At 63.3% G+C, this 11,970-nt stretch carries 11 protein-coding genes and 1 tRNA gene; 7 read left to right on the forward strand and 5 right to left on the reverse strand.

Annotated elements, in window-relative coordinates; all coding sequences use genetic code 11:
• Window positions 1-164: 164 nt before the first annotated feature.
• A complete protein-coding gene (locus BV95_RS06540) occupies window positions 165-1,202 on the forward strand; it encodes a Fic family protein (RefSeq protein ID WP_082807993.1) in 1,038 nt (345 codons plus the stop codon).
• 32 nt (window positions 1,203-1,234) lie between these two features.
• Here the strand turns inward: BV95_RS06540 and BV95_RS06545 are convergent, their stop codons facing one another.
• Window positions 1,235-2,638, reverse strand: a complete 1,404-nt coding sequence (locus tag BV95_RS06545) for a helix-turn-helix domain-containing protein (RefSeq protein WP_037449009.1) — start codon at window positions 2,636-2,638, stop codon at window positions 1,235-1,237.
• 123 nt (window positions 2,639-2,761) lie between these two features.
• Between BV95_RS06545 and BV95_RS24275 the strand changes: the two genes are divergently transcribed.
• A complete protein-coding gene (locus BV95_RS24275; protein WP_007682549.1) occupies window positions 2,762-2,929 on the forward strand; it encodes a hypothetical protein in 168 nt (55 codons plus the stop codon).
• 61 nt (window positions 2,930-2,990) lie between these two features.
• On the opposite strand, the gene BV95_RS06550 is transcribed toward BV95_RS24275, so the two are convergent.
• From BV95_RS06550 to BV95_RS06565, 4 genes are all read right to left on the reverse strand, one after another.
• On the reverse strand, window positions 2,991-3,992 hold the full coding sequence (locus BV95_RS06550) for an inorganic phosphate transporter (protein ID WP_037449012.1): 1,002 nt from the start codon (window positions 3,990-3,992) through the stop codon (window positions 2,991-2,993).
• Between the two features lie 12 nt (window positions 3,993-4,004).
• Window positions 4,005-5,120, reverse strand: coding sequence for a DUF47 family protein (locus tag BV95_RS06555; RefSeq protein ID WP_037449015.1), 1,116 nt, complete (start codon window positions 5,118-5,120; stop codon window positions 4,005-4,007).
• 105 nt (window positions 5,121-5,225) lie between these two features.
• Window positions 5,226-7,340 carry a TonB-dependent receptor gene (locus BV95_RS06560; protein WP_037449018.1) on the reverse strand — a complete coding sequence of 705 codons (2,115 nt, stop codon included), beginning with the start codon at window positions 7,338-7,340 and terminating at the stop codon, window positions 5,226-5,228.
• Between the two features lie 128 nt (window positions 7,341-7,468).
• On the reverse strand, window positions 7,469-8,395 hold the full coding sequence (locus tag BV95_RS06565; protein WP_037449021.1) for a LysR family transcriptional regulator: 927 nt from the start codon (window positions 8,393-8,395) through the stop codon (window positions 7,469-7,471).
• A 109-nt stretch (window positions 8,396-8,504) separates the two neighbouring features.
• Between BV95_RS06565 and BV95_RS06570 the strand changes: the two genes are divergently transcribed.
• The 5 genes from BV95_RS06570 to BV95_RS06590 all read left to right on the forward strand — a co-directional run bounded on the left by BV95_RS06570 (window position 8,505) and on the right by BV95_RS06590 (window position 11,964).
• Window positions 8,505-8,578, forward strand: a tRNA-Gly gene (locus BV95_RS06570).
• Between the two features lie 24 nt (window positions 8,579-8,602).
• On the forward strand, window positions 8,603-8,812 hold the full coding sequence (locus BV95_RS06575; RefSeq protein ID WP_037449024.1) for a DUF4169 family protein: 210 nt from the start codon (window positions 8,603-8,605) through the stop codon (window positions 8,810-8,812).
• A 112-nt stretch (window positions 8,813-8,924) separates the two neighbouring features.
• On the forward strand, window positions 8,925-9,827 hold the full coding sequence (locus tag BV95_RS06580; protein ID WP_081873296.1) for a hypothetical protein: 903 nt from the start codon (window positions 8,925-8,927) through the stop codon (window positions 9,825-9,827).
• 159 nt (window positions 9,828-9,986) lie between these two features.
• On the forward strand, window positions 9,987-11,204 hold the full coding sequence (locus BV95_RS06585) for an argininosuccinate synthase (RefSeq protein WP_037449030.1): 1,218 nt from the start codon (window positions 9,987-9,989) through the stop codon (window positions 11,202-11,204).
• Window positions 11,205-11,340: 136 nt separating this feature from the next.
• Window positions 11,341-11,964: an EF-hand domain-containing protein gene (locus tag BV95_RS06590; RefSeq protein ID WP_037449033.1), complete on the forward strand. Its 624-nt coding sequence runs from the start codon at window positions 11,341-11,343 to the stop codon at window positions 11,962-11,964.
• The last annotated feature ends 6 nt before the right edge of the window (window positions 11,965-11,970 follow it).

Below are 11,970 nucleotides of genomic sequence, written 5' to 3' on the forward strand. Positions count from 1 at the left end.
GTTCAAAAACAGCTCTGCCCAGCAGGGCAAATCCCGAAAGGAGAAAACCCCATCTTGACCCACCGATGATATCCGAAACATAACCTTCAGGCGGGTCACTTCTCGGTGGAAATCCCGGGTCAACTCTCAGTGGCAATCAACATTATGAGGCTCTCCTTGGGCCGTTGGAAGAGGCCGCAGCGTCATTGGCTCGCTACGATGCGAAAATGACGAATATGGTGAATAGCGAGCTATTCCTTGCGCCACTGCGTCGTCAAGATGCTGTTAGCTCATCGAGAATGGAGGGAACGATCTCGACCATTGAAGAACTGTATCGCCTTGAAGCTGAGGAGGATGCGGGCGCGAGCGACCCGTATCGAGAAGCTCGTAATGATGATATTGAGACTTTTCTGTACTCGCGCGCCCTGCGCAATGCCCAGCAGGCGCTTGCGGAAGGCGCGCCGCTAAGCGAGCATCTTGTCAAAACAGCGCACCAGCAATTGCTATATTTCGGAAGAGGTGCCCGAAAGCGCCCGGGCATGTATAAGGTGGAACAGAATTATATCGGTGATGATCGGCGTGGAAAGATATATTATGTCCCGATAGCTCCGGAGCAATTGGCTCCCGCCATGGCCGGACTCGTGCAGTTCATGAATGAAAGCACGATGCGTCCGCTTCTTCGAACCGCCCTCACGCATGTGGAGTTTGAGGCTCTCCATCCATTCGAGGATGGCAATGGCCGGATCGGACGCATGCTCATTACCCTGATGCTCTGGAAGCTCGGAATTATAAGTCAGCCGAATTTCTTCGTCTCGGGATATTTCGAAACGCACAAGGACGAATATATCGAGAGAATGCGCGCCGTGTCAGCCGAAGGGGACTGGTCAGGCTGGAGTATATTTTTCCTTCGAGCCATGCATGCCCAAGCCTCGGTCAATATTCAGACCGCCGACAAGATATTTGCGCTGCATAGCGAAATGAGGGAGCGATTTCGCGCGGCCTTGAACTCACAATTCCATGATCAGGCGTTGGATTTCGTGTTTGCCAGCCCGGTTTTCCGCAATGACCGCTTCGTGGATCGATCAGGTATACCGGCCTCGTCCGCTCGCTCATTGTCACGGAGGCTTGTTGAGGAAGGGTTGCTCCGCACAATTGAACCTGCTGCTGGGCGTCGCGCTGCTCTTTATGCGTTTGATCCCCTGCTTGACATACTCAAGGTATAAGCAGGTGTTGCATGACTGCTGGCCATTTCCCCTCAAACCCGCCGAAACGGAAACGGCGCCACCGTCCGCTCATAGCCATGCAGATCCAGCGCCCGCGTCACCGGGGGCAAGGCGCGGTCCGGACACCCCCGCCGTTCGCACAGATGGCAAGTCGGCCCCACCTCGGTCGCCGCGCCTTTCTCCAGATCGATCCCGTCGGCATGGACGATCCGCGCCCCATGCTTCGCCTCGCAGCCCAGCGCGATCACCGACCGCCCCCGCGCACCGCCTTCCCTGGGCAGCCCGACGGTCAGGCTAATGAACCGCCGCCCGTCCATCGTCTCGATCAGTTGCGCGCCCACCGCATCCGGCGCCTGCCCCCCATGCGCGTCCCAGCGTGGGCAGGTGCCGCCCAGCCGCGCAAAGGGCCACGCCTCCCCGTCGAACCGCTTGGACAGGATGCCCGCCCGGTCCACCTTCGCCATGAAGAAGGGCACGCCCCGCGCCCCCGTCCGCCCCAGGCTGGTCAGCCGATGCGCCAGTTGCTCCATCGACACGCCAAAGCGCGCCCGCAACAGCGGCAGGTCGTGCCTGCTTTGCTCCGCCGCCTTGGCAAACCGGTCATAGGGCATGATCAGCGCCGCCGCCGCATAGTTGGTGAGCGCGATCCCGGCGAGCCTGCGGCTGTCCTCGTCCGGCGGCCCCGCCCGTGCCACCTGCGCCGCGATGGCGTCCGCCATTTCCTGCGCGCAAAGTTGATAGGCGACCGCGAACAACTGCCCCGATGAAGCCAGCCGCTCGCTCAGCAACAGCCGCCGCCGATGCATGTCATAATGGCGCAGCGTGCCCGCCAGCACATCTTCCCGCACGATCTGCACGGCCATGCCATGCCGTTCCTTCAGCCGCGCCCGAATGCCTGCCTGCAAGGCTGAGGGATCGTCGCCAAACTCCCCCGCCAGCGTCTCCGCCGCCGCGTCCAGCTCCGCGAAATGATTGCCTGCCCGCGCTATCGTCTCGCGCAGCCAGTCGAGCGGCGCATGCAGCGGCGCCGCGCCCCCCGGACTCGCCGCCACCTGCTCCGGCAAGCGCCGCAAGTCGCTGAGCGCCCGATAGAATCGCCCGATCGCCTCGCTCACCCCCGGATAATTTTCCGCGACCTCCAGCACCTCGTCGCGGGCGACCCCGATGTCCCGCACCAGCGCGTCGGAGAGAATCTCGCCCAAGGCGCTCGCCGCGCCCTCCTGCATGCTGGCGACGAAATCGCGAATGTCGATGTCATAGACATTGGCCAGTCGCAGCAGCATCTGTGCCGTCAATGGCCGCTGGTTGCGCTCCAGATGGTTGAGGTAACTGGGCGAAACCCCCAATTCCTCCGCCATCCGCGTCTGGTTCAGCCCCAATTCCCGCCGCAAGACCCGCAGCTTCGGTCCCAGATAGAGTTTCCGATCATCCGCCATACTGTCACTATGTCAAAAAATGACAGTATGAACAAGTCACCCAATGACACCGCTTCACTAATCGCCCTTACTTCACCAACTCATTCGTGGTTTCAGGGGGGCATCGAAACGAAAGGAAGACCCATGGAAACGACCGAAGCCCCCCAGCCCGCCCGCTCCCGCGCGGTTTTCTCGCAGGAAGATTTCGGCCTGATCCGCACCGCCATCGCCCATTATCTGCGCGAAGTTCAGGACAAGCCGGAATCGGTCAAATACGCCAATCTCTACCACCGCCTCGGCCGGGTGAGCTAAGCATTCGAAAAGGTTCAGGAGAGGAAGGGCGCGGCGGGCAACCGACCGCGCCCTCTTCGCGTCAGAACAACCGCGTCAGCCAGTAAAAGGCCGCGCCAATCGCCGCCGCGGCAGGCAGGGTCACCACCCAGGCGACGATGATGCTGGACGCCACATTCCACCGCACTGCCGACAAGCGCCGCGAAGCCCCGACGCCCACAATAGCGCCGGTAATGGTATGGGTCGTCGAAACCGGCACCCCCAGATGCGTCGCCATGAACAGGGTCAGCGCCCCGCCAGTCTCCGCGCAGAAACCCTGCGCCGGGGTCAGCCGCGTGATCTTCGACCCCATGGTATGGACGATCTTCCACCCACCCAGCAGCGTCCCTAGCCCCATCGCCGCCTGACAGCTCAGCACCACCCAGAAGGGCACATGGAACCCGCCGGTCAGCATGCCCTGCGAATAGAGCAGCACGGCGATGATCCCCATCGTCTTCTGCGCGTCATTGCCGCCATGCCCCAGCGAATAGAGCGACGCCGACACCAGTTGCAGCTTGCGGAACACCCGGTCCGCCCCCTGCGGCGTGAAGCGCCGGAAAACCCAGCTTATGATCAGCACCAGCAGCAACGCCAGCACCAGCCCGATGGCAGGCGACAACACGATGGCGGCGCTGGTCTTGAACACCCCGCTCCACACCACGGCGGAAAGCCCTGCCTTGGCCGTCCCCGCGCCCAGCAACCCCCCGATCAGCGCATGGCTGGAGGAGGATGGTATCCCCAACCCCCAGGTGATCAGGTTCCACGCAATCGCCCCCATCAGCGCGCCGAAAATGACGGCGGGGTCGATGATGCTGGCGTCGACAATGCCCTTGCCCACCGTCTCCGCCACATGCAGGCCGAAGAAGAGGAAGGCGATGAAATTGAAGAACGCCGCCCAGGCGACCGCATATTGCGGCTTCAAAACCCGCGTCGACACGATGGTCGCGATCGAATTGGCCGCGTCGTGCAGGCCGTTCAAAAAGTCGAACAGCAAGGCGACGCCGATCAGCGCGACCAGCAGCGGAAAGGCGATATGGGCTTCCATCTATCCGCTCTGTCAGGCGTGGTCGATGACCAGGCCGGAAATCTCGTTGGCGACGTCCTCGAACCGGTCCGTCACCTTTTCCAGATGGCTGTAAATCTCGTTCCCGACGACGAAGTCCATCGGATTGCCCTGCCGCGCCTGGGCATAGAGCGCCTTCAATCCCGCCTCATGCAGGATATCGGCATGCCCCTCCAGCTTCACCAGCCGCTCCGTCAGATCATGCAGCCGCGCCGAATTGAGGTTCAGTGAACGCAGCAGCGGCATAGCCTCCGCCGTGATCCTCGCGCATTCCACGATCAGGGCGCTCATATCCTGCATCTGGGAAGGAAATTCCTTCACCTCGAACAGGGCAATCGCCTTGGCGGTCTGGTTCATCTGATCGATGGCGTCGTCCATCACGCCGATCAGGCCGGTGATGGCGCTGCGGTCGAATGGCGTCACGAAGATGCGGCGGACGTCCTGCAACACGTCGCGGATGATGTCGTCCGCCTCATGCTCGCGGTCCGAAATCTCCTTGATATGGGCATCGATGTCCGGCCCGCCCTTCAGCAGCTTGGCGAGCGCATCCGCGCCGGCGACCAGCGTCACGGCGTGATCCTCAAACTGCTCGAAAAAGCGGCCCTGCTTGGGCATCAGCGCGTGAAACCAGCGCAGCATTCCAGTCCTTTCGGTTTGCCATTCCCTGATCCGCAGCAACGTCCGCACGAACAGCCCCGGATCGCGGGGCGGCTCGCGGAAGGCGGCGATGATGGATTGCAGATCGGGTTCGTCTACGGCCTTTGCAGCTTCGGCCACGGGAAACCAACGCAGTTCCCGCTGCCCTTGTTCGGGCCATTGCGGCAACTGGCCGGTCACTGCAAGTGGGAAAACCTCGACCGTGGCTTCCCTGGTGTCGCCGCGCCGCCTTTTCTTGTCATAGCGATAGCGGCCAATCGGCGCCGGGCAGGCGATGCCGTGAATGCCCGCTTCCTCATAGGCTTCCAGTTCGGCGGCGCGGTGACCCGCCATGCCCTTGATGCGGTTCCCCTTGGGAATCACCCAGCGCCGCGTATCCCGCGACGTGATCAGCAATATGCGCATCGACCCGTCCGGATCGGTCGCATAGGGAAGGGCGGCGATCTGACGCATCAACCGCCCTTATGTGCCGAAAGGCGTTCACGACTGATGAATGGCGGCCCCTGAATCACCGGCGCCTTGTAACAAAATCGTCACATTGCGCAATCGATCCGCTCGTCAGATCGACAGCCGCGCCGTGACGCGGATGTCCCGTCCCGCCAGGGGCGCGTAATCCTTCAGGAAACTCGCCGCCCGCCGCGCCTCGACATCGAAGATGTTGTTGGCGGACAGGGTGATGGTCGTCCGGTCATTGCCCTTTATCGGCTTGAAGGACAGCGAGGCGTTGACCAGCGTGAAGCCGTCGGTCGGCGTTTCGGTGTCGGCGATCCGATTCTGGGCGAAGCTATGTTCCACCTCGCCCCGCAGGCTGAGCCGGTCGCCCTGCAACTCGACGCCGCCGAGCAGGCGCAGCGGCGGAATGCGCGGCGCTGGACCAGTCCCCTTGATGGTGGCGCGGACATAGTCGGCCACCGCGTCGAGATTGACGGCATAGCCGCCGATCTGCCCGACCTTCAACGTGCCCTCCGCCTCGAAGCCGAGATAGCGGGCGTCGGCCTGCAAATTCTGGTAGCAGGGGAAGTCAAGCGGCTCGCCGCCATTGACCGCCATGCAGACGCTGTCATCCACAAGCGAATCGTAGATATAGCCGTTAAACCAGTTGTGATAGGCGGACAGCGAGAGCGTATAGCCATTGCCCTGGCCGCGCAGCGTGCCCTCAATGCCCCAGCTTTTTTCCAGCCCGAAATCGGGATTGCCCAGCTCGAATGCCTGCGTGCCCGCATGGTTGCCGCGCGCGAACAGTTCCTCCGCCGAGGGAGCACGCTCCGTCCGGGACAGGTTCAGCCCCGCGCGCCAGCCGGGGACGATTTCCTGGCTGATCCCCACCGATCCCGAGAATGCGTCGAAGCTGCGATGATAGGCCGGGTTGAACAGCGTCTCATCTGCATCCGCGCCCACTTTGGTATGTTCGTAACGACCGCCCAGTTCGATCCGCGTCGTGCCCAGGTCGAAGGATTGCAGCGTGAAGAAGCCCAATTGCTCGGTCTGGTTGCGCGGCAGGAACTTCTCTTCCCCCACGACATGGAAGTTGCGGGCGAAGAACTGCGCGCCGATGGCGCCGTCCCAGCCGCCGCGCTTCGCCTGAACCAGTTCCAGCCGCGATTCGATGGATTGGTTGTAGAAGGTCGTGCCGACCGCACCGTCTTCCTCAATCTCCTGATGCTGGTAATCGGCGAAACCGGCGCGCAGGCGGATGGATTCCAGAAAGCCGCCATTGACCGGCACTTCGGCGCGCAGGTCGGCGCGATCCTGCTTCATATGCAGCCGCACCTGTTCCGCCTCGCCATCGGGGTCGAGCGAATAGCGCACCGGAACGCCATAGAAATTGTCGGTATGCGCGACCGAAAAGCCCAGATTGCCGCCATCGGTGATCAGCGCCGCGCCGCCCGCGACTTCCCAGGTCCGCGCCGCGCTGTTGGGCAATTTGCCGCGCAGATTGGCCAGATCCTGGATCGCCGGATCGCCGCTGGCCGCCGCCTGGGCGCGCAGCGCAGGGGTCAGGATATAGCTGCCGGTGTCCAGGTCGCCGCTCTTGGAATAGCTGCCGTCGAAATGGACCACGATCTTGTCGCCGATGGGCGCCTCGATCTCGCCCGATCCGGTGCGTTCATTGGCGGCGCTGCCATAGGTGGCGATGCCGTCGATGTGGATCGGCTCGTCCGGCACCCGGCGCGGAATGCGCCCGTCGATCACATTGACCACGCCGCCGATGGCCGATGACCCATAGAGCAGCGCTGCCGGGCCGCGCAGCACTTCGATCCGGGCGGCGGTCAGCGGATTGATCGCCACGGCATGGTCGACCGAGGTGTTGGACACGTCGAAACTGCCGATGCCGTCGGTCAATATGCGCACACGCTCTCCCTGGAAGCCGCGCAGGACGGGCCGGGAAGCGTTGGGGCCGAAGGACGTTGCCGAAACGCCCGGCTGGCGAGCCAGCGTCTCACCGATGGTAGGACGCAGATCGCGGGTCAGTTCCTGGCCCGAAACCACGGAAGTGCCCGACAATATGTCGCCCTGCCGCCGGGGGATGATGGCGGTGACGACAATGTCCGCTCGTTGATCATGATAGGACTGCGGGGTCGCGTCGGTGGCGGCGTCTTGGGCAAGGACGGGGAGGGGGACGGAAAGTGCGGTCAGGGCGCAACCGGCACGCAACAGCGCGGAACGATACATTCGGCTCGTCATCCTTGAATCGGGAGGAGATGCGCTCTCCTATCTGGAATGATATAGCATATCAATACCTGTTCGACGCATGGATGATCGCCGGTCGCGAAATCGCCTCGGCCAACCGCAGATGCGCTCTAAAGAAAGAGGAATTCCGCCAAGGCACCTGCGGCGGCAGGGCTTTGGGGATGGACGGCCTGCCGCACCTCTATGGCTGGCAAAGGCCGTTCGAGCGCGATCCGCCTGATCCCCGTCATGCGTCCCAGATCCCGCGCCAGCGGGCCGAAGGCGGCGAAACAGCCAGCGCCTTCCCGCAATATCGTCACGATATCGAAGAGATTGTCGGTTTCCAGCACGGGATCGCCCAGCCGCACGCCGCCGCGCATCAGCGCTTCGTCGATGATCAGCCGCAAGCCGTTGCGAGGCTCCATGGCCAGCGTCGGCATGGCGGCAAGTTCCGTCATCGCCACGCTTTCGCGCCGGGCCAGCGGATGGTCGGTACCGGCATAGAGGTTGATCTGCTCCGACCAGCCATAGCGGGACGGCAGATCGTCCGTCTCCCCTAGGGCATAGAAATAGGCAATGTCGGCCTTGCCCCGGTGCAGCGCCCAGGCCGCTTCGTCGGCCAGATGGATCGTCAGATCCAGCGTGATGGCGATATCGTCGTTCGCGGCTTCGAAAGCCGCCAGAGCCTCCTGAAAATGGCCGAAGACCGGCGCCGGCGCGGCCAGGACGATGGTCTCCCGCGCAGGCCGAGCGGCGGGCTGCAAGGCGGCGTCGGGCGGCGGAGGCGCGATGTCGTCGGCCTGATCGACCTGCCAGTTGTCCGGCCGATCCTGCGACAATAGTGTCATGGCCTGCGCGGTCTTCCGGCCTGCGGCGGTAAGGTGGGCATCCCCGGCCAGATCGTCGAACAGGCGATAGCCCAGGCGCAGTTCCAGCGAAGCCAGGTCGCGCGCGACATCGTCTGCGGTGACGCCCAGTTCACGGGCGCAATGCGAGAGGCTGCCCGACGCCACCATCTGCGCGAAAATATCCAACTGGCGCAGGGAGGGCGTGGCCATGGCCTCTGATAGTGCAAATATCGCACGGGGTTAAGGCGGATATTGGGCTTTATTATTTTGCCATATTGACGAACCCCGCCCGATAATGGCAGGGCGCTCAGCCTGACGGGCGGGTATAGCTCAATGGTAGAGCACTAGCCTTCCAAGCTTGTGATGCGGGTTCGATCCCCGCTACCCGCTCCATTTCCTCCATAGGGGTCCGTCCATATGGGCGACGTCATCAATCTTCGGCAGGCACGGAAGGCCAGGGCGCGGGCGGACAAGGATCGTCTGGCGCAGGGCAATCGCGTCAAATTCGGCCGAACCAAGGCAGAGCGGCTGGCCCAGTCGACTGAAGAAGAACGGCGGAACCGTGAAATCGAAGGCGCCCGGCGCGACCATAGGCCAGACAATTGCTCTAATATCGGTGATGAATAACTGTTAATATTGGCGGTGATCTGATCGATTGATCGATATTTTGCCTCCGTTGATCCGGAATGCCGATCCGGCATTGCGCTGAATCCTGAACTTCGCAGGTTTACCCTGCGCTATGACTGGAAACATTCGCTCACTTCGCCCGGCCAGGGCCGCGATTGCCGCTGTTCTGGCCTTCTCTTCTCCCGCATTGCTCGCGCAGACTGTCGTGCCGCCTGCCGAACCGGTGGTTGCCGCGCCTGAGGGCGTTCCTGCGCCGGTTTTGGCGCCGAACTTCGCTCCGCCGCAGCCGGTGGTTCAGCAGACGCCTTCGGTCGAGGAGCGGCTGGACGCCGCCATCGCCGCTTCGGAGGCGGAAAAGCCGTCCTCACCCGTCGCGGTGAAGCGTGTGGCGCCCAAGCCTGTCGCAAAGACCCAGGCGGAGCGGCCAATCGGCGCCCCAACGCCCGCTCCTCGCGAAACAGCCCCGGTGGCGCCGCCGCCCGTCGAAACCGCCGCGCCCATTGAACCGGCTCCGGTCATCTCTCCCGCAACCCCGACGCCCGTGCCGGAAGCGGGAATCGATCCGGCGCTGCTATGGGCGCTTGGCGGTGGCGCACTGCTGATGATCGGCCTGGGGAGCATGGCCCTGCTCCGTCGGCGCAAGCGGCAGGATGAGCTTTGGGTGGAAGGGGTTGACCAGCCCGTATTGGCGGAACCGGTCGCCCCCCGCGCCGCCGCCATGCCGCTCATGACGCCGCCGCCGGTCAGCACCCCCGCATCCAGCGATGAGGAAAGGACGTTGGAGGCGATGGTCGCTGCGCCGCCGAGCCCGGAAAACCCGTTCCGCACGCAAGCCAAACGCCGCACCAGGGCCAAATTCCTGCTCCGTCAGCAGGGTCAGGCAGCCGCTCCGCCGTCGGCCCCCGCAACTGTTGCGGCCGATTCGCCCCGGCCGGTGCCGACGGCCACGCAGACCGTCTATCGGTTCGGTCAGGAGCGGCGTCGGGAGACTCTCTTCAAACCCCGCACAAGCTGACAGATTTGGATTTGCAGCGAAAAGGGGTCGCCGGCCGAGGCTGGCGACCCCTTTGTCATGGATTAGTTTGGTCGATCTGGTTGCACTGATGCGCCTTGCCTGATACCGGCCCGCCGGTAATTTCACGGCCCTTCAGCCTCAAGGAAAGTCGCCCTAACCATGTCCGACAAGATCAACCGCATCGTTCTCGCCTTCTCTGGAGGGCTGGATACCAGCGTGATCCTGAAATGGCTGCAACAAACCTATCAGTGCGAGGTGGTGACCTTCACCGCCGATCTGGGCCAGGGCGAGGAACTGGAACCGGCCCGCGCCAAGGCCCGGCTGATGGGCGTCAAGGAAGAGCATATCTTCATCGACGACCTGCGCGAGGAATTCGTGAAGGACTATGTCTTCCCGATGATGCGCTCCAACGCGCTCTATGAGGGGTTGTATCTGCTCGGCACCTCCATCGCCCGTCCGCTGATCGCCAAGCGCCAGATCGAGATCGCGAAGCAGGTCGGCGCCGACGCGGTGTCCCACGGCGCGACCGGCAAGGGCAATGATCAGGTCCGCTTCGAACTCGGCTATTACGGCCTCGCCCCCGATATCAAGGTGATCGCCCCTTGGCGCGAATGGGATTTGGCGAGCCGCACCAAGCTGATCGAATTCGCTGAAAAGCATCAGATTCCGATCCCCCGCGACAAGCGCGGCGAAAGCCCCTTCTCGACCGACGCGAACATGCTGCACACCTCGTCCGAGGGTAAGGTGCTGGAAGATCCGTGGGAAGAAACCCCGGACTATGTCTATTCGCGCACGGTCAATCCGGAGGATGCGCCCGACGCGCCCGAATATATCACCGTCGATTTCGAGCGTGGCGACGGCGTGGCGATCAATGGCGTCGGCATGTCGCCCGCGACCCTGCTGGAAACGCTGAACGACTATGGTCGCAAGCATGGCATCGGCCGCCTCGATCTGGTGGAGAACCGCTTCGTCGGCATGAAGTCGCGCGGCATGTACGAAACGCCGGGCGGCACCATCTATCACCTCGCCCATCGCGGGATCGAGCAACTGACGCTCGACCGGGGCGCGGCGCATCTGAAGGACGAACTGGCGCCGCGCTATGCGGAACTCATCTATAACGGCTTCTGGTTCTCGCCGGAGCGCGAGATGCTTCAGGCCGCGATCGACCACAGCCAGGAGAAGGTGACCGGCACCGTCCGCCTGAAGCTGTACAAGGGCGGCGTCTATGTCGTCGGCCGCAAGTCGCCCTATTCGCTCTACAGCGAGAAGGTCGTGACTTTCGAGGATGATGCGGGCGCCTACGACCAGCGCGATGCGGCGGGCTTCATCAAGCTTAACGCGCTCCGCCTGCGCCTTCTGGGCCGCCGCGACCGCTGAGAAAGCTCCGTCGCCCGATACAAATTGCGACATTTTATCGGGTGACGTGACAAAATTGCGGGACAAAACTCTCCGATAAGCGTCTTCAAGGACGGCAGGGCGCCGTTCGTGACAGACGCTTTGAAGGAAGAATCCCATGACTCGCAAATTCATGACCACGGTGGCGCTGGGCTCGCTGTTCGTCGGCGGGCTCGCTGCCTCTCACCTCGCTTTCGCTCAGGATGGCGGCCCGGATCGCGCCGGACCGCGCGGCGGCGGCATGCTGATGATGGCCGACGCCAACAAGGACGGCGCTGTCACCAAGGCGGAACTGACCGCCGCGCTGGAAACCCGCTTCGCCAGGCTGGACGCCAACAAGGACGGAAAGCTCGACCAGGCGGATCGCGACATCCTCCGCCAGCAGCGGCTCGATGCACGCTTCGCCGCGCTGGACACCGACAAAAACGGCCAGATCAGCAAGGCGGAATTCGCCGCCGGGCATCAGGGCCGGGATGGCAAGCACGACCGCATGGGCAAGCCCGGCGGGCCGGACGGCCGGGGCTGGGGCCATCGCGGATGGGGCCACATGCGCGGTGGTCCGGGCGACGAGATGAAGAAGGACGGCATCACCAGGGCCGAGTTCCTGGCCCGTCCGCTCGCCCTGTTCGACAAGGCCGACGCCAATCATGACGGCAAGGTGACCGCCGAGGAGATGAAGGCGGCGCGCCAGTCCTTCCGCGACGGCTGGAAGGACCGGAAGGCCCCGACGCCCGCCAACTGAGGGTAA

Origin of the sequence: Sphingobium chlorophenolicum (genome assembly GCF_000722875.1) — a bacterium.
In the GTDB taxonomy this organism is placed as follows: domain Bacteria; phylum Pseudomonadota; class Alphaproteobacteria; order Sphingomonadales; family Sphingomonadaceae; genus Sphingobium; species Sphingobium chlorophenolicum.